The following is a 25,615-nucleotide window of genomic DNA, read 5'->3' as shown; positions in this document are numbered from 1 at the left end:
TGCAAACACACAAAAACCGCCGATTATTCGGCGGTTTTGTCGTACTTACTCAGTTTATATTGAAGCGTTTGACGCGGAATACCTAACATTTTTGCTGCTTGCAAAATATTTCCTTCCGTTTCAATCAACGCTTGGTCTATTAATTCCTTTTCTGTTTGATGAAGAGCTTCCCGAAGCGGTAATATACTTTTCTTCTTTGGAAGTTTCTCTTTCTTAAATATACGAGGTAAACAATTTGCGGTTAATGCATTTCCTTCCGCAATAATGACAGCATGTTCAATTGTATGTTTTAACTCACGAACATTTCCAGGCCATTGATAAGCTTGTAGTCTTTCTTTCGCTTCCTTATCAATTTGAAGTACACCTTTTTTATAGCTTTTATTATATTCTTTCAAGAAATAAGAAGCTAATAGTAATACATCCTCAGTTCTTTCACGTAGTGGCGGGATATATAATGAAAACACATTTAATCTATAATATAAATCAGTGCGAATTTTATTTTCTCGTAAACATACTTCTGGCGGCTGATTCATCGCGGTAATCACGCGAACATCTACTTTCCTCGTCTTATTATCACCGATTCGTCTAATGACTCCATCCTCTAATACACGTAGCATTTTCGCTTGTAAATCGAGCGGCATTGAATTCAGTTCATCTAAAAATAATGTTCCTCCATCTACAAGTTCAAATAAGCCTGCCCGTTCAATCGCCCCTGTATAGCTACCTTTTGTCGTTCCAAACAGTAAGCTTTCTAATAGTGATTCTGGTAAAGCTGCACAGTTTTGTGCAATAAATGGCTTGTTTTTTCTTTTAGAAGCTTCATGAATTGCTTGCACGAACAGTTCTTTTCCTGTTCCCGTTTCACCATATATTAAAACGTTTGCATCTGTTGGCGCTACTTTTTGCGCTAACTCTTTCGTCTGTTTAAAGCGAGAATCATTTGTCACTATCGTCTCAAATGCAGCATGCTTTTTAATCACTTTTTTTCTAGACGATCGCTTTATTTTCGACTGTAAATCGACAATGGTATCAGTTAGCTTTTGAATTGTAGAGTAGTCTTTCGCAATTTCAACAGCACCAGCAATATTCCCATCTATAAAAATAGGTAACGTCGTATTTACAGTACAAACATCTTCTCCATTTAAATTTTGATAATGTTGCACTTGATGTACAATTGGTTTTTTTGTATCTAAAACTTTCATCAATGTACTCGTTTCCCTAGTTAAAGATGGGAACGCCTCTAACAAATGCTTTCCTAACACTTTTTCAATTTTGGATCCATCGTGTTTCGCAGCAACTGTATTATAAAAAATTGTAATACCATTTTCATCTACTGCGTGTATAGCCTCATCAATACTGCCCAAAATCGCTTCAATGACTTCTTGTGTCGAAACTGCTAGCAATGTCATCCCCCCTTTTGCCGAAAATTCAGCAAATACTATGCCGAATTTCCGGCATACCTATGTGCGATTATAAGCATGACGATTCCGTTCTAATATTTTGATGAAATTTATTTTTGATTAGATAACGTAAAACTTTAATTAGTCGGGCTTTTACGAGCAGCCCGATTCCCACCTAACTTTTTTACTTTACAGCCGAATTTTGAGGCGGGAGCCTTCATGCTTTCGAATAGCTAGATAAATCTTTTACCCATATATTCATATCTTCCAACTTATCGAAAATGTAGCAATTGTTCGCCAGTCTTCCTGTATATGTATAGCCTAACTGATGAAAGGCAGCATTCATACCGAAAGATAGCGATCGAGCAATTGTATAGGAACAGAAAATAGATTTTTCTTGAAGCTCTTCTTCTAACTTAATGAGCAAACTTTTCATAAACCCATGTTTACGATATTCAGGTAAAGTAGCACAATTCGTTAATTCTGCATTGCCTTCCTTTACGTTCATTTCTGCAGACGCTGTACTAATGATTTTCCCCTCAAATTCATATACGTAGTAAATTGTATCGTCTTCTTTCATCGTCTGTAATACATAACTCGCTTCATTTAAAGGTGTCGGATACACTTCAAATACTTTTCCAAAGACAGTTGCTAATTCTTCTGCATCTTCTTCAGTCGCTTTTCTTAACAGAAATTTCTCCGGGACTACTTTTTCTTTTACTTCTTTTGCTTTTACACCACTTAAAATAGTATCTTCCTCAGACCAATGAATACTATTTCGTCTTTCATCATTATTATATTTCACAAAGAAGTATGCATCGTGTCCTTGAAAATAATGAGGTATCGTCGCTTCCAATAAGAAACCGAAAGAGAGCCATGTTGAAACATGCTCTCCCTTTCCTTTAATAATACATTTAGTGAAAGAATGTTTCTCTGCTAGTCCGTCAATTGTCTGTATAATACTTTCAACATTTCCTGTATAGTGATCTATTCGAATACGTTTATTAAAATAATCTAAAACTCCTTCTACTGTATGGCAATTTGTCTGCTCTCTAAAAGATTCATAGTATTTCATTTTTTCACCTCACACCAATCTAGTAATGTACATGCAATAATTTTTGCGGCAGCTATCATTTTATCAATTTCTATATATTCGTTTGGATAGTGTGCTACTTTCGTCTCTCCCGGACCAAATACTATCGTTGGTACACCTGAGATTTGTGTAAATAAACCTCCATCAGTCCCCCACGGAGATGCTTCAATCATTGGTTCCTTCCCTTCAATTTCAACAAAGTTATGCTGAAGTGTTGTAATTAACTCATGGTTTTCTTCTAGTTCACCAGGAACCCATCTCGCTCCAAACCATTCTACTTCTACTGGATTTTCAACAAACCAATTGTCCACATCATGTAATTCAGCGATCCAACTCTCAAACTCTTCTTTTGCTGCCTCTATAGTCTCATTCGGCGCAATACCATATCTTCCTTCTAAAATTAACGAATCAGGAACAGAACTTGGCCAGCTACCACCTTCAATTTTCCCAATATTAATTGGAATTGGAATCGGAATTCCTTTAAATAACGGATCAGTAATTCGACCATTTCTCTTCTCTTCTAATTTTCTCAAATGATCTATAACAAACATGCTTTTTTCAATTGCACTTACTCCTTCATAACGTGTACCACCGTGTGCAGCTTTCCCTTTTACATGTAGACGGAACCACATTGACCCTTGTTGCTTCGGGAAAAACTTCATATTAGTCGGTTCTGGAATAATGACACCATCTGCCTTATATCCTCGTAATATAGTCGCTAATGTCCCTGCCCCGCCACTTTCTTCTTCTATGACACTTTGAAAATAAATATCTCCTTTTAATTCAACACCAGATTCAATAATCGCTTCCATCGCAAGCATAAGTGCGACATTGCCGCCTTTCATATCCGTCGTTCCTCGGCCATATATACGATTCCCTATTTTCTCACCACTATATGGGTGATGGTCCCATTGATTCACATCGCCTTCTGGTACTACATCAATATGCCCATTTAATATCATAGATTTTCCATCGCCGCTTCCTTTTAAAGTTGCCACAATGTTCGGGCTGTCTGAAAAACTTGTACGTGGTGATACAAAATAAGGATGATCTTTCATTTTAGAAAAAGATGGTTCCCAAATATCAAGATCTAAACCTAGCTCACGTAATTTTTCAATCACAATTGCCTGCGCACCACTTTCATCACCAGATACGCTTTTTTCTTGAATTAACCGTGTTAAAAATTTCACACTTTCCTCTTCATGACTCTCAATATAATCACAAACTTGCTTTTTTAATTGCTTCATATATTATATCTCCCCTCATTCAATAACTAGTAAGTTAGAGCCAATTTGAAACTCAGCTTCCGTATGTCGCTTTATATCTTCTACTGTATACGGGCTCATTAATTCTTGTAAAATGAGTCCACTCGAAGTCACTTCCATAACCGCCATATCTGTAATAATTAAATCTACACATTTCTTTGACGTTAATGGCAATGTACACTCTGAAACAATTTTTGCATTTCCGTATTTATCAACATGATTCATCACAACAACGACACGCTTCGCTTTTTGTGCTAAATCCATCGCTCCCCCAATACCGGGCACACGTTTCCCTGGTACAATCCAGTTTGCTAAATCTCCATTCTCACTCACTTGTAATGACCCAAGAATCGTTATATCTAGTAAACCTTTTCGAATCATCCCAAACGCAGTGCAGCTATCAAAATAACTCGCTCCTGTAATAAGAGAAGTCGGTAAACCTGCTGCATTACATAAATTCTCGTCTTCATTCCCTTTACTTGGCGTTGGCCCCATACCGACGATTCCATTTTCTGCATGAAACATTACATTTATATCGTCAGGCAAATGATTCGGTATAAGCGATGGAATGCCAATACCTAAATTTACAATCATGCCATTTTGTATTTCTTTCGCCGCACGCCTAGCAATCTTATCTCTCACTTCTACGCCCATACCCATTTCCAATTCACTCCTTCCGACGGTACGATATAATTTACGAAAACACCTGGAACGACAATTTCCTCAGGATCTAAACTTCCAAGTGGAACAATTTCTTCTGCTTCTACAATCGTTATGTCCCCAGCCATAGCAACATGAGGATTCATATTCCGCGCACTTTTGTCGAATACAAGATTACCAAACGGATCAGCTTTTTTCGCATAAACAATCGCAACTTCAGCAGTTAATGCAGTTTCAACTAAGTATGTCTTGCCATTCATTTCGACTGTTCGTTTTCCATCTTCAACAATCGTATCAACACCAACATCAACTAAAACACCACCAAGCCCTACGCCTCCAGCGCGAATACGCTCTGCTAATGTTCCTTGCGGGGAAAACTCAATTTGTAATCGTCCTTCATTTAACTGTCTTCCTGCATTTGGATTTGAACCAATATGGGAAGTAACTAAAGACTTAACCCGTTCATTTGTAACAAGACGACCGATTCCTACATCAGGAAAGCCAGTGTCATTTCCTATTAAATTTAAATTTGTAACTCCCTTTTCTAAAATAGCCTGTATTAAAGTTGGAGGGGATCCAATTCCCCCAAATCCCCCAAACATTAATGTCATATCATCATGGAACAAAGAAATTACTTCCTCTATCCCTTTTAATTTATTGAATGTATTTGTAATTGTTGTCATACGATACTATGCCCTCCTTTTTGCATCATCTCTTCTACACTTTTTGCAAAAATTGAAAGTAATTCATCTAACTCGGAATATGTAGTTGTCATTGGCGGTGCCACAAGCAGTGCGCTATCTTCTTTTCCTGCTTGCCCTGAAACAGCTTGGTATAAAAGGAGACCATTTTTAGCTGCAACCGAAATAAGCTCCGAAGCTTTTGTAAACGGTTGCAATTCTATTCCGATCAGCAACCCTTTTCCACGCACATCCGCAATAATTGTCGATTGTTGCTGAACTTTCTGTAGTCCCTTAATTAAATATTCTCCCTTTTCCGCTGTTTTTTCAGGTAGATTATGTTTCTCCATGTATTCAATAACAGCTAGAGCCGTTGCTGCAGATAATGGATTTGCACTTAGCGTATGACCACTCATAACAGAACGTGACCCACGTAAAATTGGCTCCATAACTCGGTCACTAACAATCGTCGCAGCCATTGGTGTATATCCCGCTCCTAATCCCTTACCAAGCGTCATAATATCCGGTTCTACACCCCAATGCTCCATCGCAAACCATGCACCAGTACGACCAAGCCCAGTCATTACTTCATCCGCAATGAATAAAATATCGTAATGACTACAAATATCTTTAATCACTTTATAATATTCTTTCGGCGGTACAACCGCACCGCCAGCTGCTCCGATAATCGGTTCAGCAATAAAAGCTGCAATATGCTCCGCACCAATTCTTTCAATTGATCTTTCTAGTTCAGTTGCACAAGCAAGCTGACAAGTTGGATATACCTTTTGTACAGGGCACCTGAAACAATATGGGGCTGGAATAGTTGGATAATCTTCCAAAATAGATACGAAACGTTGTCTGCGCAGCGGATGCCCAGACATTGACAAGGCTCCCATCGTAATACCGTGATAGCTCATCCAGCGTGATAAAATTTTATGTTTCCCTTGAATACCGCGCTCCTGAAAATGCTGAATTGCAATTTTCATAGCTGTTTCATTTGCTTCCGTACCACTATTTACGAAAAAGCTCCAGTTCAAATCTCCTACACTTAAATCACTTAACTTCTTTGCTAGTTTTTCAGCTGGTTCACTCGTAAACTGTGATCTATATACGAAAGCAATCTCCTCTGCTTGCTTTTTAATAACATCTGCAATCTCCTTTACGCCATGTCCAATACCTGCCGTAATTGCTCCTGACGAACCATCAAAATATTTATTTCCGTTCTGGTCATACAAATATACACCTTTTCCATGTGAAATCATTGGATACGGCTGACCAACAAGTGGTTTAATTAAGTAATCGCGCATAGCGCTCCCCCATTTCTTCAATTTGTATATGTATATGAAGAAAATTGACGTTTCTTTCATAAAAAAGAATCCTCTGCACAAGCAGTGAATTTATCAAAATACTATTATAAAATATACAAATGAGTGCTAATAAATGTTTCGAAAACAGAAAATTCAGAACTTAAAACAAAGACTAATCCTTATCTATACGCTCAAATAACCCTCCCTTATATAAAAGTAACGTATTACTAAATGTTTTCCTAACATAATGCCAGCTTCCCTCAAATGCCGACATTGTGTAAACTTCGACGGAACTCCCTTTAAACTCCTTCCTATTATCCTACTTTAAATTGCATATTTCCAAAAAAATTTCGACAATTATCTCGCCGCAATGATAACAATCTTTTTATAGAAACTAATTTTCCACATTTAATATTTTCAGTTTATACATAAAAAAAGAACCGATTAACCACATTAATCAGTTCGGCACGACGCTCTTTTATCAATATTACTGGGACTCGCTAAAATAAATCAAAAAACCATACGTTTTACGAATTCAACAGTCATATAACGATTTTTCACACAAATTCCTTCATAACTTCATTCACAATCATAATCGGGATATCCCCATCCCAAGGTGTCACTCCTTCCACCGAAGTTAAACTACCTTTCCTTTATAAATTATGTAGGACAATTATCCCTTTGTATGTGTGTTTGCCTATAAATTAAAAAATCCCTTTACTAAAAATTTTTTATACATGTATTCGATACGTTGATTGAAATGCCCTTATAATTTAGTCTTTTTATATTTTTATTACTCCTAGTAAATATAAGCTTCTATTCAACTTAACTAACTCCATATACATCTCTTTTAGCACCACTTTACTAGCCAATAATACTCAGACATACTTCTCCCAAAATATGTTTTTAATCTTTTACTTTTCCCATTCAGAAATACAAGTTTTTCGCATAACCTCTTTCTCACTTCGCATATAGTTTTAATGATGACAAAGGAGGAATGTGCATGTCTCAATCTGAAATCGAAAAATATGGACAAGAAGCTGTACGTTACGATCAGCTCGCCCGTTACTATCAATATAGCAATCCCAAAAAATATGTAGAACTATATATGAAGTATTACGATGCACTTACAAAACTTGTACAGGCATATGAAAAAAGAGATTCACAAGAAGCTGCTTTACCGTCACATATAAGAATTTTTCATTCTGCACCAAACACGCCTGCGGTTGACATTTTAGTAAATGGACAAAAGGTAATCAAAAACATTTCATTTAAGCAATTTAGCCCCTATTTATCATTAGTGCAAGGTAAATATCGCATTGATATCGTCCCTGTCGGGAACGAAACTCCAATTTTTTCAGCTTTAGTACCGATAATGGGAAATCATACGTATACACTTGCCGCAATAAATAGTGATAATCACCTACAATTACAACCTATACTTGATAATACACATATACCATCTGGGCAAGCCAAAATTCGATTTATGCATTTTTCTCCAGATACCCCTGTTGTTAACGTAGATTTAAAAGGTGGAGATCATTTATTTGAAAATGTGCTCTTTAAACAAATAACAGATTTTTTACAAGTTAGCCCTGGTACAGCAGATATTGAAGTTTCACTCGCAGATAATAAAAAAATCCTGTTAACTTTACCTAAATTCGATGTTGAACCGAATATAATTTATACCATTTCAATAGTAGGTTATTCAACTAAAGACCCTAAATTAGAAGTCGTTATACTTACAAATTAAAACAGTCTACACCATTTATTTGGTGTAGACTGTTTACTTTTGAAATGCAATTTGAAATTCTGTCCAATCGCTATCTGAACGACACATAATGGACCCGTTATGTTTTTCTACAATTTGTTTACATACAAATAACCCAATACCAGTTCCTAATTTTTTAGTAGTTACAAATGGTTCAAAAATCGTTTCTACATTTTCAGCTGGAATCATCGGTCCATTATTTTTTATCACAATTCGAATAGCTTGCTCTTCTTCAAAAACATCAATGATTATTTTCCGCTCTTCTTTCATTGCTTCCATAGCCTCAATTGAGTTCATTAAAATATTTAAAAATACTTGCCTCACTTCACTCCGATAACCAACAAGTGGTATTGGATACGGCAAATTCTTTTCAATCGAAACATTTGCATTAACCAAACTCGGATATAAGAACTGTATAATATCTTGGAACAAGTCATTAAGCCAAAAACGTTCCGATTCATTCCACATTTCTTTTTTCGAAACGAGTAAAAATTGCGAGATTCGAAAATTTAATTGATCTAATTCATGCGAAATGATATCTAAATACGATAAACTCGGATGGTCTGCCTTTAATAATTTGACAAATCCCATAATTGAAGTAAGCGGATTACGAAATTCATGTACAAAACTAGCTGACATTTGGCCTAAAATCGTCAGCCTTTCTTTATGTGTTTCATTAATATATTGCTGTTTTTCCTCTAAATTCCTCGATATAATTTCCGAGTATTTTAAAACGGTATAATAAATTAATTTGTCAAAACAAGTATGTATTTTGGCCATAATTGGTTTCAATTCACGAGCGCTAACATCTAATTCACACATCGCTTCAAAAAGTTCATTTCTTCCCACATTTGCATTATAAACAAAGTCTCCAATATTCGCATCTGCTCCTGCTCCTGCTCGTTCAATTGCGATTTTCTCGCATAATGGTTGAAGATAATTTATATCTTTATCTTCCATAGTAAGTTCGATTATTAACTCTAATAAATCCTCTCCATTTTGAACTACTTCTAGTTTAAATGGATCTTTTTCAGAAATTATCATTTTGTTTTTCCAGTTCTCTACGAATTGGTGCCTATTGTTTTTCAAGTGTGAACAAAATACTTCTTTAATATCCTTATCGATTGGAAAAACCTCCATTCACTCCATTTCCATACGACGAATACCCTTTATATTTTGAATATTAACACAAAAAATATGTTTCGTTAATAGATTATTGTCACATTTTGTTAATTTCTGTTGATAAAATTATTTTTTTCTTTCTTATTTAATTATTTATATTCAAATCTCTCTTTTTCCTTCTCATTTTTTTAATTATTTCCGTATTCAAAACGACTTTTTTTGCATCATTTTTAATTCTTGCGTACAATAGGAAGTGAAAGGTGTGAAAAATATGGTAAATAAAAATGTGGAAGACTATCTCCAAGAAGGCATTTATGGCCAAAAGCAAAACAAACCAGAAGAACGTAATATGTATTTAACTACATTACGTGAGCGCGTAGAAATCGCTTTAACTATCGGTCAAGTAATGCAAAGTAATGTATATACTGAAGTAGCAAGTAGCATACGCTCTTCTCAATCATTACAAATCCTCCTAAACGGTGGCATTGCTTACCCACATTTATCAAAATACATTAAATTAGCAAACGAAAAAAATATTCCTTTTACAATTGTTCAAAATAAAGATACAGCAACACCAATCGGTTTAGTATTATCTCATAGCACAGCTGTAGATAAAGAACAAATTTATGTAGAAGATGCTATTTTTAAACAAGAAATGAAGTAAAATAAAAGGTACACTTAATTAAACAAGTGTACCTTTTGCTTTATTTTTTAATACACACTAATTTCATTTCTGTCATTTCTTCAATTGCATATTTAATTCCTTCACGACCCGTGCCACTTTCTTTCACACCACCGTAAGGCATATGATCTACTCTAAACGTTGGAATATCATTAATCATAACCCCACCAACCTCTAACTCATCAATTGCACGCATCGCTTTAAATAAGTTATTTGTAAATACGCCTGCTTGTAAACCGTAACGTGAATGATTTACTTTCTCTATCGCCTCATCAAATTCTTTAAATGTATTTACTGTCATAACTGGACCAAATACTTCTTGGTACTGTACAGATACATGCTCTGGAACATTTGTTAATACAGTTGGTTCGAAAATTCTTTCATCACGCTTCTTACCACCGTATAAAACAGTTGCTCCTTCCTTAATTGCTTCTTGCACCCACATTTCAATTCGCTTTACATCTTTTTTCGAAATTAAAGCTGATACATCCGTTTCCTCATTCATTGGATCACCAACAACAACAGTTTCCATCGCTTTCTTTAGCTTCGAAAGAAATTCATCCATTCTCTTTTCGTGTACAAACACACGTTGTACCGAAATACAAACTTGTCCATTATTAACAAATGCGCCCCATTTCACGCGTTCCATAATCTCATCAGTTAACTCTACATCTTCATCAATAATAACGGCAGCATTGGATCCTAATTCCAACGTAACTCGTTTTAATCCAGCCTTTTCCTTTATTCCGATTCCGACTTTCGGACTTCCGGTAAAAGTAATGGACGCAACATCATCATTTTTAACAATTGCCTCGCCAACAGTTGCACCAGGACCAGAAATGATATTCAAAGCTCCCTTTGGCAACCCTGCTTCTTCAAATAATTCAACTAATGCGTAAGAAGATAATGGCGTTTGATCAGCTGGTTTTAACACAACTGTGTTTCCGGCAGCAATTGCAGGGCCCACTTTATGCGCTACTAAATTTAACGGAAAGTTAAATGGCGTAATAGCTCCTATAACCCCAATTGGTTTGCGAATCGTATAGGCAATCCGCCCATCTGCACCAGGTGCTGCGTCAAGTGGCAATGTTTCACCATATATACGCTTCGCTTCTTCTGCTGCAAATTTATATGTTAGAACAGTACGATCTACTTCTCCCCTTGCAGCACGTATTGGTTTTGCAGCCTCTTTTGCAATAATTTCTGCAAACTCTTCTCTTCTTTCATCCATTATTTGCGCAACCTTCTCTAAAATAGTTGCCCGATCGTATGCTGTTAATGTATTCATTTTTTTCATTGCATTTTTTGCAGAAGTAACAGCCTCTTGAACATCTTCTTCCGTTCCTTGTGCAATTTCCGCTAACGTTTCTTCAGAGTATGGTGCATATAATGGTTTATACGTGTTTACTGACTTCCAATCTCCATTTATATATAAATGCTTTTTCATCTTTCTTCCCCTTCCAAATATATGTATAAAATAATACTTCACTTAGTGAAAGGTCTGACTTATGTAATTGTATCATAGCCCGTATTCCTCCAAAAACATTATGCTCAAAAAAACTCTGCTATATAGCAGAGTTTACGAGCTAATTTGCTCTTGTAAAGAAATTTGTTTTTCATCTTCTAAAACGACAATCGATTCTACTGTTTTTGTAACTTCTAACCTTTTAATATAGCGCCCGTCTAATTCTTTCACACAAAACTTATAATTTTCAATTTCAATGGAATCCTCTTCAGCAATCTCTATATTCTTCGTTAATATCCAACCACCAATTGTATCAACACCATCATCATCAATCGCTAGACCAAATAACGTATTCACTTCACTAACGAGTACTTTTCCCTCTAGTATCGTCTTTGTTTCACTAACTTGTTGAATTTCTGGCTGTTCATCCGTATCAAACTCATCCTGAATATCTCCTACAATTTCCTCTAAAATATCTTCAACAGTAACAAGTCCAGATGTACCACCATATTCATCTATCAATATAGCAATATGTGTTCTTTCTTTTTGCATTTTTAAAAACAAATCATGAATTGGAATAGAATCAATAACTAAAATAATTGGTCTAACATATTGCTCTACTGTCTTTTTATTAACAGCTTTATGCTGTACAAACTCAGTAAAAATATCTTTAAAATTTACAAAACCTATTACGTGGTCTTTGTCACCATCAACAACTGGATACCTTGTATATTTTTCACGAGACATTTTTTGCAAAGCTTCTTCAGCGGGCATTTCTTTACTTATAATATTCATTTCAGTTCGAGGTACCATTATTTCTTTTGCAATCCGATCATCAAATTCAAAAATTTTATTTACATATTTATATTCAGATTGATTAATTTCACCATTTTTGTAACTTTCTGAAACTAATAACCGTAATTCTTCTTCCGAATGAACCTCATCATGCCCTTTCGGCGGTTTCAGCCCTAGCAGCTTCGTAATGATTCGAGCTGAACCATTTAATAGCCAAATGAATGGGAATGCAATATGATAAAAGAAAATTAACGGCTTAGAAACAAGCAAACTCACTTGTTCAGATTTTTGAATTGCAACTGTTTTTGGGGCCAATTCCCCTATTACAACATGTAAAAAAGTAATTAACAAAAATACTAAAATTACAGCAAAAATATCTGCGAGCTGAGTAGATATTTTCCAATTTGCAAAAAGCGTGTCAAATATTTGCTTTAGCGCAGGTTTACCAAACCACCCAATTCCAAGAGCTGTAACTGTTATTCCTAACTGGCAAGCCGATAAATATTCGTCTAAGTTTGTAATGACTGTTTTGACAGAAGTTGCACGATTATTTCCCTCTGCAATTAAATTGTCAATTCGTGAACTCCTCACTTTAACAATTGCAAATTCTGCTGCAACGAAAAATGCCGTTAAGGCAATTAAAACAATCACTATACTTATACTATATATGTCCAAATACTTTTCCTTACTTACATTGTAAGCAAGGAAGCCACCTCCTACTTAATTTTATTCAAGTGAAGTAAGCATTCTAATACTCTAACAAAATTCTACATTAGCAACCACCTTTTTATATATTATATGCATACATAAAAAAGATATTTATCATTATGATAATCTAATTCATTTCCCCTCGTCAAATCAAATTATTCTAAATCTTAAGATGAATCATTTTTATATAAACGATATATTCTTCACAACTTAATTTCGTGAAAAAACACTTTCTTTGCCGATTCCACACTTCTTTTGTCATACCGGAAGGGAACTTACTTCATAGATCGAAATCATTCAACAGGATATATATAGGAGGGATTATTTTGGAATATAAAACACCATTTATCGCAAAAAAGTTAGGTGTTAGCCCCAAGGCTGTTGTCCGGATTGCACAACAATTAAATCTTACGATAGAAAAAAATAAATATGGTCACTTTATTTTCAAACAAGATGATGTAGATCAAATGTTAGAATACCATCGTTCTCAAATTGAGCATTCGCAAAACTCTCAACCTACTCAAAAAACATCATCAAATGATGTTGAAGAATTAAAAACTCAAGTAAACACAATTTTTCAAAACACATCATCAAATGACTTTGAACAATTAGCTACTCAATTACACACAATTACAAGAAGGCTAGATCGAATGGAGGAGCAAATGCAAGATAAGGCAAATGATGTCGTTACGTACCAACTTTTGCAACACCGTCGTGAAATGGAGGAAATGTTAGAACGAATCCAAAAGCTAGAAGCTTCCCTCAAAAAAGAAGAGCCCATATATATTACTCCTGATTCAAAACCAACATATGAAAGAGAAAAGAAACCGAAGCGCCGCAAAATGATTTTTAGTATATTTGGATTATGATTTTTAGACCCTTATTAAAACAATAAGGGTCATTTTTTCATGAAGGATACTGCCATATTAATATATCATTCTCTATATTATATATATTCACTTCTAATTATTTTGTTAACATAATATTCTTACTGTATTCCGCGATTAATGCCTGTGCATGAGCATTCCCTTGAATCACATCGCGAAATTCTTTTAAAGAATACAAATGCGTAACTCCTTTTCGAGCATGAATTCGCACTGGTACACCTTGTAAAGTATCATGAAACTGAAATGGATTGTCTATCGGCTCTATAGGAAAACCGAGTGTTAGTAGATACATATACATTCTTTTTGTAACTGCTGCAATATACCATTCCGCTTTCGTTTCTAACGCATGCACAAATAAAATAGCTGTTAGCCTTTTGAAATGCCCTCTCCCACGAGACGTTTTCGCAATACTTAGCTTGCCTATTTCATACACATTTTTCAAATCTTTCACTAAATCATTTTTAGAAAACGGATAGAAAAACTCAGAATTTGATTGTTCGGGTACCGTATACTTAATACACTCTACTGTACCTATATGATGCTCATCTTCTATTAATAAAAATCGTGTTGGATTTAAATTACGTTCTACGAACATTAAGTTTCTTTCTTCACAAAAATCTCCCCATAGTTGCTCGAACCAAAAATGTTCTTCCTTTGTTTGAACACGCTGGAACATATTTCCCCGCCTTTCCCATCGCCGCTCTGTTTTGATAACGCTTTCACTATCTATCATATAAGAACAAATCTTCGTATGCAACTAAAAATATTTATGACTTATTATATTCTGCAAAATGAATTAAATTCCAACTTCGTCGTCTTTTACCTCACATGTACAGTTATTCTAATAACCTATGTGTATCACTTTTTAAATTACATCCTACCTACTTCCATACAGCATATAATTCTTCTTAATCTAAAAAAATCCTTTATGAAAAAGGATTTCTTTTACTTCTTATTATTTTTTAACCACTTCTCAAAGATTTGTACCATCCCATGTTTTCCTGCTAATTTCTCTTCTCCTTGTTTCGTCTTATATGGATACAATTGCAAAAAGACACCGCACCCAGATTCAATTTTTTTACTATGCATATGACTTCCTGGATATACACAAATGACTTCATAAATTGCCCGTCGATGAAAAACACGCTTTCCATTCTGTTCTTCTACATACTTTATAGACCAGTATTTATACATTTGCTCAGTCGCTTTCGTATTTCCAACGTGCTGAAAAATATTGTACATTGGGCTATACTTCACTTCAATAATAATAGAAGATTTATATACGTATTTCCCTTCTTCCTTTACATAACAGTCTAAGCGAATATCTGGTTTTTTTGTATCCTCGCCATTATAAAAGTTACTCCCTTTACTTAATGCAATAAGGGGATGTGTTTCAATTAAGTCATTAAATGCAACATGGACCTTCATATCATCTTGATGTAAAACTACTGTCGTCCCATCTTGTAACCCATCTACATAAAAATGCTCTTGTATTTGTTCACGAATGGGATTTCTAGCTTTAAAACCAATTTGCTCTAGCATGGAAATAACGATAAAAAAAGCGTAATATTCATACACTAAAAACGTTGGTTTATATACAAATAATAAAGATGGAGATTGATCTGTATATTGTGGAAGTAAGTTTAAATGCTGTAGTAATTGTTGATGTGGAATTGGTAAATCGTATGAGTTCATATTACCCGTTTCAGAAACTTCTCTCCAAAAGGGGGAATATATTAAAGTTTTAAAGTATTGTACACTTTCACGTACAATATGAGCTAATATTTTATATTCTTGTATTTTCACAGAGCTTTTACGTAAATCGGCTTCTTTTAGTAAATGTATATTTTTATATTTTTGCTTCTCTCTATCAGTCACAGATCCATTACGCTCAATTGTTTGCATAATCGTTTTTACAGCTTCAAACTCTTCTAATTTTTTCTTTTTTTCTCTTTCTAATATTTCAATTGTTTGACGTAAAAAACTTTCGGCTTCAAGTAAATAATGATAAAATTGCATCGCTTTAAATTTAAGAAATGCATTTTCCCTACTATTTTTTTGTTCAATAAACTTACGATTATAATATTTCGTATAGGACTTTCTTTCCGCCATTATTGTTCCTTTTCTCGTTGCCTTCCGTTCCTTCACTTCCCATTTATATTCATGTATAAATTTTGAACTTGATTCAATCTTTTTAAAAACTTGTTTTATCTTTTTCATTTTTTGCGGCAGCTTTCTAAGTATTACTAAATAAGAAGAATCCTCAATATCACTAAGGGCAGAGAAAGTCTTTTTATAATAACCTCTATCTAAAATCAACTCATTTAAAATTGACTTTACATAGTTTTGAATCATTTCAAATTGGTCATCAAAAAAATTTTTTGGAACGATTTGAAAAGCACCATAATACGTTGTGTCTTCTATGCGAACTTCAAAATGATATAAACCACATCGCCATGGATAAAAGAATTCCGTTTTTCCATGTTCATAAATTAGTACCTTTTGTTTTTTTTCATTTATTTCGTATTGTGACTCTTTTATATTTTTCTGGCCCTCATACACTTTATTCCATATGAAAGTAATATTCATTGGACTTTCATAATGGTAATGCAATCTTATCGGTTTTAATTCTTGTACTTTGTAAATACATTGAACTAATGCTGTAGTAGATGTGCAAAGACGATTTAATAAAATATACTCCCCTTTTGCCTCTGTTCCTATGATTAACTTTAATACAAAAGGGAGCGTTTCATTCGTATCAACGATTTCTGTTTCATACCGCTCTTCATTTCGCATATCCATACAACTCCAGTTCTCTACGTTTTTCTCTTATATATGCTAAAGAGTGTTCAAATGTAGAGACTCTGTTTGCAAGTGGCGATTGCAAAAGAGGTACTAAAGTCGCTCCCCTTTTTACTTCTTCAGAAAGTAATGACCCAACCATCATTTCAGTACCTCTTAATTTCGTCAGTACACGTTGCTTTATTTGTAAATCAAAACCTTCTTCTCTGCTAATCATATAAGAATGATTATTTTGAAATGGTATATTTTGCAAATACATAGCAATTGCATTTGCACATCGAAAAGAAATTCCCTTTGACGCATCATGTGATGACAATACAACATGCAACTTATCTAATAGCTCTAACTCTTCTTCAGAAAACACTTCAATCATAGATTTCTTTCTGATCCAATTTATCCGAAATTCTCCCGCTGTTACTTTCAGAGGTGGTTGTAATACACCTTTCTCTTGTACCATGCACATCTCACAAAACGGAATTTTTTGTAACGTAATTAAATTGGTTCGGTCTAATAATCGATCAGAGAGTTCTTTCGTTGTTTCATCAAAATTCACAGTACCTACAAAGATAATATTTTCTCCAATTTCAATTGTTGATGGAATTTGGTTTTCTAATTTCTGCGCACCCTCATACAAATTCAAAATACGATTTTCCTTTTCAAGTTGAAGAACAGATAGAAATGGAGTAAACCAATGCTCAATATGTGACATGTTCATTTCATCAAAAACGATTATATACAATTGATTTTGATTTTCTTTTGCCTTCATTAACGCTCTAACTAACTTTGTTTCACTTTCAATAAAAGTACCATTTGGGTGAAGATATCCAAGTAAATCATGTGGTTCTTGATACGATGGAGAAATCGGAATCCAAACCAATTCTTCTCCATACTGTAATCCAAGTGCCTCTGCATAAGCTTGCACAAAGCGTGATTTTCCAACTCCCGGTATACCACCAAGAATCGTTAACATATTTGTTTTTACACTTATATGAAAATTATAAATATCTGTTTCGTCCAAATACATCCCTTTATTACGCACCGTACTTTGTACATACTGTAAAAAGGATGATTCACGCTCATCCCATTCCCATACTTCCTTGTGTACTTTTATATCCTCTACTTCAACTAGCTTCCCTTCTTCCGTTATTCGTTTTTTTAATTGCTCATACACTTGATCACTTACGAAATACAATTGCTCTTCTACCGCAATTTCTACATGCTTCATCCAGTCACTTAAGTCTATATATTTACATTCTCGATTTTGTTCAAAATACGCGATTGAACTAATTGATGACTTTAACAATATATTTCCATATAACCTTCCATCATGCCACAGTAATTCAGGAGACTCAAAGTCTTTTGGATATTTCGGCATAAGAAATGATAAATAACCATTACAAAGCTTTCGTTCTAAAGACTCTCTTTTTTTATTATCTGCAACTTTAGGTGCTGGAATCATTTTATAGCCAGTTGCTATTTCTCTAGGTTCTTCTGTACATATTAACTCCACGTACACATTTCCTCTTTCATAATAAAGACGAAACATAACCAATTGCTTTTCTAATTTCTTCTTCTTTAATTCTGAAAAAATCTTTTCATTCTTTTTATTGCTACATAACCCTTCAAATATATAATGTTCATTTGTAAATTGCTCTTGTAAATTAGATGGTATTGGCGATAGACATTGTACAAAAAAATTCTCTCCATTCTTCTCTCTCTCTGCTTTTGTAAATTTCCCGATAAACCTCATATAGTACATTCGTTTTATAAAACTTGGCTGAAGAGCTTTATGTAATTTCATCTTAATCACCTTCTTTTTTCATACTATTCTTAGTGTATGAAAGAAAAAAAAACTAGAAATAAAAAACCTGACGTTATCCGCCAGGTTCAAAATTAAAACGTATATTAATGAGATGGAAATGCTTTTTTCTCTTGTAAAATAGCATTGTGAGCAATTTTCATTTTAGCCAGTACATATCGTAATCGATCCTCAGCGTTTTCATCTTTATTTTGCTGCAACTCCGCTAAATTCTCAACAGAACTCGCTAAATTTTCAATTACTCCCCTTAGTTCAGGATGATGATTAAAAAAAGATTCTTGTACTAATACTTTCCTTAACTCACTAGCTAAATCAATTATTCTAGACAACTGTTCTTTTTCTTCCATTTTCATCCCTCCTGAATATCTTATGTATTAAATATTCTCTACACAAAGAAAAAAGCCCTTTAAATGAAAAGGACTTTTACATTTTTATCGTTCCAGTTATCAACAGATAAAGTGATGTGATAGCTGCGACAACAATTGCCCACATCACATATCTCTCTATACCTACAAAACAACGATTCCCTTTTTCTTTTCGTGCAAACATGTAAACGATAATCCCAATTCCATATACGATTGAAACGAGTAATAAATTCTTTAAACCCGCTGCATAAATAAGCCATACAGAATAAATAGAGGCAATTAAAGCTAACGAGCCATTTTTTACTTTTGCATCTTTTAGTTCATTTGTAATTACTAATTTGAATTGGTATAGCGCTGATAATAAATATGGTAATAATATTGATGTTGACGCAATAAAATACATAATTTGATATGTCGATTCTGAAAACAGAACAATTATAAATATAATTTGAGCAACGATATTTGAAATCCATAATGCCATGTGTGGCGTTTGCTTTTTATTGGTTTTCGTAAAGACCTTCGGAAACACGCCATCTTTTCCTGCTACGTGAGAAATTTCCGAAACAAGTAAAAACCAGCCAATTAATGTACCTACAAGTGACGCAACTAATCCAATATTAATTGCCATTGCACCCCATGGCCCAACAACATGTTCTAATACATGTCCCATTGAAGGAGTTTCTAAAACGGAAAGTTCTCCTCGCGTCATTGCTCCCATTGACAGAACAGAAATTAAAATATAAATAGACATAACTAAAATTAATCCAAGTACTGTCGCTTTTCCAACGTCCCTACTATTTTTTGCTCTTCCTGATAATACAACTGCTCCTTCAACCCCAATGAACACCCATAGCGTTACAAGCATTGTATTTTTCACTTGACCAAGAATAGCGGAAAGTGAGATTGTTCCTTCTCCCCAAAAATCATGTGTAAATGTATCCCAACGAAACGCTGTTACCATTACGACAATAAATAATAAGATCGGAACTAATTTCCCTACTGTTGCAATAACATTCATAATGGAAGCTTCACGAATTCCAAATAAAATTAGAAAATGCAATGTCCATAGTAAAAGTGATGCACCTACGATTGACGCAACATTATTTCCACCTTTAAAAATTGGGAAGAAGTAACCTAATGTACTAAACAGTAGCATAATTGTTGCAACATTTCCTAAAATCCCTGCCAGCCAGTATCCCCAAGCACTGTTAAAACCAATATATTCACCGAATCCAGCTCGTGCATAACTATAAATTCCGCCCTCAAGCTCCGGTTTTTGTCTTGCTAACGTTTGATATACGAGCGCAAGTGGAATCATTCCCATTGCTGTAATACACCAACCAATTATCGTTGCACCACTATTTGCTCCTACTGCTAAATCATGCGGTAAACTAAAAACACCGCCACCAACCATCGTTCCAACTACTAATGCGATTAACGGAAAAAACCCTAACTTCTTTTCTATTTGTACCACCCCATCTGTCATTCTAGGTGTTATGTTCGTTCAACTATTAAAGTCACCTTTTTCTCTAATAGACGTTTCTCTTATATTTTTTCAGGAAAACATTACTTATTCTAAAAGAAAATGAAGAAAAATGGAATACTTTTTTGAAAAAATGTATAAGTATGCACAAAAAACCGCTCATTTTGTAATGAGCGGTCATTTTAAACATATAAAATTGTATATTTCTTGTAAAATTAACGAAGTAAATTCTCTTTTTGTAAAAATTGTTTCGCTACTTCTTCACTACTTTTACCATTCACATTTACTTCATAATTCATTTTTCGCATTTCTTCATCTGTAATCTTTCCAGCTAATTTATTTAATACTTTTTCAAGTTCAGGATATTTTTGTAATGTCTCTTTTCTTAATAACGGCGCACCTTGATAAGGTGGGAATAATCCTTTATCATCTTTTAGCACTTTAAGTCCGTATTGCTCCAATTCACTATCCGTTGAATATGCATCGATTACGTTCACATCACCAGATTGAATTGCACTATAACGCAGTTTCGGTTCCATCGTTTTAACATTTAAAAACTTATAGTTATATAACTTTTGCATTCCTTTATAACCATCTTCACGATCTGCAAATTCTAATGTAAATCCTACTTTAGCTTCCTGTGCAATATTTCCTAAATCAGAAATTGTATTTATATTCTTTTGATCTGCTATTTTTTTCGGCATCGCTAGTGCATATGTATTGTTATACTCCATTGGATTTAACATAACCATATTATATTTTTTTTCCATTCCAACGCGAGCTTGTTCATATACTTCCTCACGATTTGTGCTTTTCGGTTCTTCTTTCACGAAAGTAGATAAGGCTGTTCCTGAAAATTCTGGGTATATATCTACTTCACCTGATTTTAACGCTTCAAATACAAATGCTGTTTTCCCAAGACCCGGCTTTAATTCTACTTGTAAATCTGTATCCTGTTCAATAAGTTGTTTGTACATTTGAATTAAAATTTCTGGCTCCGATCCAAGTTTTCCAGCAATAACTATATCTTTCTTTTGTGTATTCCATAGAAATGGAGTAGCAATCATAACTACAACTATACATATCGTCAATATAACGCGCTTAGAAGAGCGTTTGGGACTCTCAAGTATGCGAAGTACTATATCAAAGAATAAAGCGAGTAACGCAGCTGGTACGGCCCCTAAAATGATAAGCGCATGGTCATTTCGATCGATTCCGAGTAGTATGAGCTTACCGAGCCCACCAGCACCTATTAAAGCAGCTAATGTAGCCGTTCCAACAATTAATACCATCGCTGTACGAATACCAGCCATAATAATTGGCAACGCGAGCGGAAGCTCTACCTTCCATAACCTTTTCCAGCTATTCATCCCCATAGCTCTCGCCGCTTCTATAAGTGATTCATCTAATTCCCGTATTCCTGTATATGTATTTCGTAAAATAGGTAATAGTGCATACACAACTAATGCGATTATAGCTGGCAGTTTTCCAATTCCTACTAACGGAATTAATAGTCCAAGTAAAGCAAGTGAGGGCACTGTCTGCATAACAGCAGAAGTCCCTATTATAAATTCAGCCATTCGTTCTTTTCTCGTTAATATAATGCCAAGTGGCACTGCAATAATTACTGCAAAAAATAGTGAAATAAGCGATATTTGTAAATGCTCACTTAATGCACTTAGCAATTCTATTTTTCTTTCTTGGAACGTTTGAATAAAATCAGTCACTGTTTAGCCTCTCTCCTTCATTTGTTCAACAATATAATTGACAATATGACGACTTGTTAACATACCAACATATTGACCATCTTTTTCAACCGGCACTGATTCTTCAGTTTGTAAACGGACTAGTGCTTCTTGTAAAGGAGCATGTAAAGATAAAGCAGCTCCTTCTATTCGTGTATGATCGTCTAGTGGCATTACATCTTCTATAATTATTCCCTCATACCATTGTCGCCCACGATTTCCAATGAACTCCTCAACAAACTCATTTTTCGGATTATGTATAATACCTTCAGGTGTATCTAATTGAACAACTTTTCCTGCTCTCATTACACAAATGCGATCACCAAGTGATAATGCCTCTTGCATATCGTGCGTTACAAACACGATCGTTTTTTGAATCTTTTTTTGCAGTTGTACGATATCCTTCTGAAGTTGCTCCCTGCTTAACGGATCTAACGCACTAAATGGTTCGTCCATAAGAACAATTTTCGGATTTGCGGCTAATGCCCGTACGACACCGACACGTTGTTTTTGCCCTCCTGACAATTCATCAGGCATACGATCACGATATACATCTGGATCGAGCCCAACCATCTGTAGCAAGTCATCGACACGTGCTTTTATTTCTTTTTTGCTCCATTTTCTCATTTCAGGAACAACTGCAATATTTTCAGCGATTGTCATATGTGGAAATAAAGCAATTTGCTGCAACACGTATCCTATATTCCAACGTAATTCATTTATATTATATTGTTGAATATCTTTTCCATCGATTAAAATTGAACCTTCTGTCGTTTCAATCAAACGATTAATCATCTTCATTGTCGTTGTTTTCCCGCAACCACTCGGACCAATGAGAACAAAAAATTCTCCTTTTTTAATTTCTAAATGCAATGAATCCACTGCTTTTGTGCCATCTTCATACGCTTTTGACACATGATTAAATTGAATCACAAATACAACTCCTTTATTGTTGTTTCCTTTATTTTGATGGAATATGGAATTCATTTCAAATGATACGCATTATTTCTATATAAAAAAGAGCTCACATTTGAGCTCTAACGGTCGAACAATATTGTTTTCATAATAGCAGCATATTCACGCACATACATTTTTCTCTTAGAACGCATTGGCGTTTCTGCAGCTAATGCCTCCATCTTTATTCCTAAACGCCTTGCAATTATTTTTGTTCGATATAAATGATACGTATTACTGACAACTACCGCATGTTTTACATCAAATAAATCCATACTAAACTTCAAATTTTCATACGTATTTGTCGAACGGTCTTCTATTAAAATACGACTCTCATCTATACCGTGTACCATTAAATAGTTTCTCATACTGTGAGCTTCCGGTATATCTTCATCTTCTCCTTGACCACCTGAAACAATTACTTTCACCTCAGGGTGAGAATATAAATATTCCAACGCTACATCCAAACGGTTTTGAAGTGATAAAGACGGTCTATCTCCAAATAACTTTGCACCTAATATAAGAACGTATGGAGAGTGATTACTCAATTTCTCACGAGCAACTTTATTCATTCGAAACGTCATATAAATAATGTATAGTGGCGGTAGTAATAAGATTATAAGTAATATCCATTTGTTCATAAATAAGTTAACACTCCCTTTCTTTTTATTATATAGAAAAAGAAAGGGAGGCAGAAGTAATTTTTAAACGAGTGATTTATTCGGAACATCCCCTCTGATTTTACGTTGTGATATCACATAGTAAAGAGCGATTCCTAATGATAGGATCAATATACAGCTTAATAGGTAAAATGGGAGCATTACCCCAACTTTAGATACACCTGCTGTAAACACCATTAATATTACTATTCGTATTCCTGTACCAATTAAGCGAAATAAGCTGTCCACTCGTCCCATTACTTCGTTTGGGATTTCCTCCATCATCAATACATTTCTCGCGACTCTTGTTCCAGCGTTTCCAATCGCATGAAAAATCGCTAGTCCATATAACAGCATTACGGACGGTTCAATGATCATTATGGTAATTGAAATTACATAAATGATCATCGTCAAAACGATTGAAACTTCTGTTTTAACATACTTCATTATGAGTGGAATACTGATTCCCGCAATAACCGCTCCGACACCGTACATCATACCTTCTACTGCGTATACAGAAGCATTGGCTTTAAGTATATCTGAAATATAAACTGGTATTAAATAATTTGCCATCATAACACCGATAAACGGCATATAAGTGGCAAGTAAAAACCAAAAAAGCTTAGGACACTTTTTCATAAAGTGAATTCCTTCGAACAATTGCTTCTTAAACGGTACTTTCCGTTTCACTTCTTTTTTCTTTACGTACGGTATACATAAGAAAAGAAAAAATGCTCCTGCAAAAGTTAACATATCTACTAACAAGATCCATTTCAAAGAAACAATTTCAATTAAAAAACTCGCAGCTGCTCCTGAAATAACTTGTGTTAACTGTCCTTGTATCTCCATCGTTCCACTTAAATTTTTATAATGTTCTGCTTGAAATATTTCTTGGTTAAATGCAAAAATTGTAGGATAGAATAATAGATAATAGAATGACCCTGCTATATAAATAATAATGTAATGAATAGAATGATAAGATTGCCCGGCAAATCCCCATATAGTCATCATTCCTATAACGGCTATCCCGATACCTTCGTTACATAACAATAAAGATTTTCTTGAAAAACGATCAATGCTTTGCCCAATGAATGGTGTTAATAAAAACATAATGAGGGTTGCAACGATCGAAACATAACCAAACGTTGTCTCTCCCCCACCTTCTTTAATTAACAACCATGGGATCGTAATCATAACAATCCCGGAACCAATAGCTGATAAACTATTGGCTCCTAGAATGTAATACAAGCGAGAATCATGATAAAGCGAGGACATATCACTCCACTCCTAGTTGTTTTTTCACCTCTTTATATACGCTCATATATGCTTTTAATTCTTTAACTACATCATGAATTAATGGTTTTGCATCTTCTCCAAGTTCACCATCTTGTACGTGAAGTCCATCAAGCACTACTTGTTTTGGGATTGCATTTGCGTAAACACCTCTAGCAACAGTTCGCATACTATTTAATGCGTTAATTCCTCCTTTACCGCCCCCCGCAACAGCTAATAATGCGACAGGTTTATGGATAAACTCACTACTACTTAAGTAATCTAACGAGTTTTTCAGCGCTCCGCTCATCGCATTATGATATTCTGGTGTACATAGTACTACACCGTCTGCTGCTTTCACTAACGCTTTTAATTTTTTTACTGCCTCTAAATCACGTTGCGATTCTTCGCCGTTATATAAAGGCAATTCCTCTATTGCTAAATCGTATAACTCCCCTTCAAATTGATCTGCAATATATTTTGCCACAACGCGAGTTCTACCTAATTTTCTTGGTGTACCGTTAATAACGACTAGTTTCATAAACAATTCTCCCCTTTGTTTTCAAATTCTACTTATATATTATCAGAAATTTCTATACAAAACACAATATAAAGAGGGAACTTCCTTAATCAAATAGTATGATACACGAAAAAAGAACTCATACTTTCGTATGAGTT

General features: G+C 34.6%; 22 protein-coding genes. 3 read left to right on the top strand and 19 right to left on the bottom strand.

The window, feature by feature from the left end; all coding sequences use genetic code 11:
* Positions 1-23: 23 nt before the first annotated feature.
* The 6 genes from rocR to BTOYO_RS24540 form a co-directional block, all read right to left on the bottom strand.
* Positions 24-1,409 carry an arginine utilization transcriptional regulator RocR gene (gene rocR / locus BTOYO_RS24565; protein ID WP_002038616.1) on the bottom strand — a complete coding sequence of 462 codons (1,386 nt, stop codon included), beginning with the start codon at positions 1,407-1,409 and terminating at the stop codon, positions 24-26.
* A gap of 208 nt (positions 1,410-1,617) precedes the next feature.
* Positions 1,618-2,475, bottom strand: coding sequence for a putative beta-lysine N-acetyltransferase (ablB, locus tag BTOYO_RS24560; protein ID WP_000878583.1), 858 nt, complete (start codon positions 2,473-2,475; stop codon positions 1,618-1,620).
* On the bottom strand, positions 2,472-3,740 hold the full coding sequence (locus BTOYO_RS24555; RefSeq protein WP_000811521.1) for a peptidase: 1,269 nt from the start codon (positions 3,738-3,740) through the stop codon (positions 2,472-2,474). Before BTOYO_RS24555 ends, ablB begins: the two co-directional genes overlap by 4 nt.
* Positions 3,741-3,755: 15 nt before the next feature.
* Positions 3,756-4,418: a CoA transferase subunit B gene (locus tag BTOYO_RS24550; protein ID WP_000525263.1), complete on the bottom strand. Its 663-nt coding sequence runs from the start codon at positions 4,416-4,418 to the stop codon at positions 3,756-3,758.
* Positions 4,403-5,101, bottom strand: a complete 699-nt coding sequence (atoD, locus tag BTOYO_RS24545) for an acetate CoA-transferase subunit alpha (protein ID WP_000208115.1) — start codon at positions 5,099-5,101, stop codon at positions 4,403-4,405. Before atoD ends, BTOYO_RS24550 begins: the two co-directional genes overlap by 16 nt.
* Positions 5,098-6,408: an aspartate aminotransferase family protein gene (locus BTOYO_RS24540; protein WP_001205888.1), complete on the bottom strand. Its 1,311-nt coding sequence runs from the start codon at positions 6,406-6,408 to the stop codon at positions 5,098-5,100. The genes atoD and BTOYO_RS24540 overlap by 4 nt, the downstream gene beginning before the upstream one ends.
* A gap of 1,003 nt (positions 6,409-7,411) precedes the next feature.
* On the opposite strand from BTOYO_RS24540, the gene BTOYO_RS24535 reads away from it, so the two are divergent.
* Entirely contained in the window at positions 7,412-8,161 is a 750-nt protein-coding gene (locus tag BTOYO_RS24535) for a DUF4397 domain-containing protein (protein ID WP_000083272.1), read from the top strand.
* 33 nt (positions 8,162-8,194) lie between these two features.
* On the opposite strand, the gene BTOYO_RS24530 is transcribed toward BTOYO_RS24535, so the two are convergent.
* Positions 8,195-9,319, bottom strand: a complete 1,125-nt coding sequence (locus BTOYO_RS24530; RefSeq protein WP_023441248.1) for a BA2291 family sporulation histidine kinase — start codon at positions 9,317-9,319, stop codon at positions 8,195-8,197.
* A 253-nt stretch (positions 9,320-9,572) separates the two neighbouring features.
* Here BTOYO_RS24530 and BTOYO_RS24525 point away from each other — a divergent pair, with 253 nt between their 5' ends.
* Entirely contained in the window at positions 9,573-9,965 is a 393-nt protein-coding gene (locus BTOYO_RS24525) for a YueI family protein (protein ID WP_000247575.1), read from the top strand.
* 40 nt (positions 9,966-10,005) lie between these two features.
* Here the strand turns inward: BTOYO_RS24525 and BTOYO_RS24520 are convergent, their stop codons facing one another.
* Complete coding sequence (locus BTOYO_RS24520) at positions 10,006-11,430, bottom strand: aldehyde dehydrogenase family protein (protein WP_000716472.1); 1,425 nt, start codon at positions 11,428-11,430, stop codon at positions 10,006-10,008.
* Between the two features lie 132 nt (positions 11,431-11,562).
* Positions 11,563-12,918, bottom strand: a complete 1,356-nt coding sequence (locus BTOYO_RS24515) for a hemolysin family protein (protein ID WP_000356238.1) — start codon at positions 12,916-12,918, stop codon at positions 11,563-11,565.
* Positions 12,919-13,277: 359 nt separating this feature from the next.
* Between BTOYO_RS24515 and racA the strand changes: the two genes are divergently transcribed.
* On the top strand, positions 13,278-13,820 hold the full coding sequence (gene racA / locus BTOYO_RS24510) for a chromosome-anchoring protein RacA (RefSeq protein ID WP_000456000.1): 543 nt from the start codon (positions 13,278-13,280) through the stop codon (positions 13,818-13,820).
* 97 nt (positions 13,821-13,917) lie between these two features.
* Here the strand turns inward: racA and BTOYO_RS24505 are convergent, their stop codons facing one another.
* From BTOYO_RS24505 to BTOYO_RS24460, 10 genes are all read right to left on the bottom strand, one after another.
* Complete coding sequence (locus BTOYO_RS24505) at positions 13,918-14,514, bottom strand: hypothetical protein (RefSeq protein WP_000487809.1); 597 nt, start codon at positions 14,512-14,514, stop codon at positions 13,918-13,920.
* A gap of 269 nt (positions 14,515-14,783) precedes the next feature.
* Complete coding sequence (locus BTOYO_RS24500; protein ID WP_001243340.1) at positions 14,784-16,634, bottom strand: hypothetical protein; 1,851 nt, start codon at positions 16,632-16,634, stop codon at positions 14,784-14,786.
* Positions 16,624-18,441 carry an AAA family ATPase gene (locus tag BTOYO_RS24495; protein ID WP_000766165.1) on the bottom strand — a complete coding sequence of 606 codons (1,818 nt, stop codon included), beginning with the start codon at positions 18,439-18,441 and terminating at the stop codon, positions 16,624-16,626. The genes BTOYO_RS24500 and BTOYO_RS24495 overlap by 11 nt, the downstream gene beginning before the upstream one ends.
* A 104-nt stretch (positions 18,442-18,545) precedes the next feature.
* The gene (locus BTOYO_RS24490) at positions 18,546-18,806 is read right to left on the bottom strand and encodes a hypothetical protein (RefSeq protein ID WP_000391448.1); all 261 of its coding nucleotides are present in this window, start codon (positions 18,804-18,806) and stop codon (positions 18,546-18,548) included.
* A gap of 76 nt (positions 18,807-18,882) precedes the next feature.
* Positions 18,883-20,310 carry a basic amino acid/polyamine antiporter gene (locus BTOYO_RS24485; protein ID WP_000129458.1) on the bottom strand — a complete coding sequence of 476 codons (1,428 nt, stop codon included), beginning with the start codon at positions 20,308-20,310 and terminating at the stop codon, positions 18,883-18,885.
* 212 nt (positions 20,311-20,522) lie between these two features.
* Positions 20,523-22,034: an ABC transporter permease/substrate-binding protein gene (locus BTOYO_RS24480; RefSeq protein WP_000129124.1), complete on the bottom strand. Its 1,512-nt coding sequence runs from the start codon at positions 22,032-22,034 to the stop codon at positions 20,523-20,525.
* 3 nt (positions 22,035-22,037) lie between these two features.
* A complete protein-coding gene (locus tag BTOYO_RS24475; protein WP_000614062.1) occupies positions 22,038-22,985 on the bottom strand; it encodes an ABC transporter ATP-binding protein in 948 nt (315 codons plus the stop codon).
* Between the two features lie 104 nt (positions 22,986-23,089).
* Entirely contained in the window at positions 23,090-23,647 is a 558-nt protein-coding gene (locus BTOYO_RS24470) for a YdcF family protein (protein ID WP_023441247.1), read from the bottom strand.
* Positions 23,648-23,710: 63 nt separating this feature from the next.
* The gene (locus tag BTOYO_RS24465; protein WP_000097149.1) at positions 23,711-24,940 is read right to left on the bottom strand and encodes an MFS transporter; all 1,230 of its coding nucleotides are present in this window, start codon (positions 24,938-24,940) and stop codon (positions 23,711-23,713) included.
* A 1-nt stretch (position 24,941) separates the two neighbouring features.
* A complete protein-coding gene (locus BTOYO_RS24460; protein WP_000780368.1) occupies positions 24,942-25,478 on the bottom strand; it encodes an NADPH-dependent FMN reductase in 537 nt (178 codons plus the stop codon).
* Between the last annotated feature and the right edge of the window lie 137 nt (positions 25,479-25,615).

The organism is Bacillus toyonensis BCT-7112 (genome assembly GCF_000496285.1).
GTDB lineage: Bacteria > Bacillota > Bacilli > Bacillales > Bacillaceae_G > Bacillus_A > Bacillus_A toyonensis.
The sequence above is the reverse complement of the archived record's forward strand: the minus strand, read 5'-3'. Positions and strand labels throughout refer to the sequence as shown.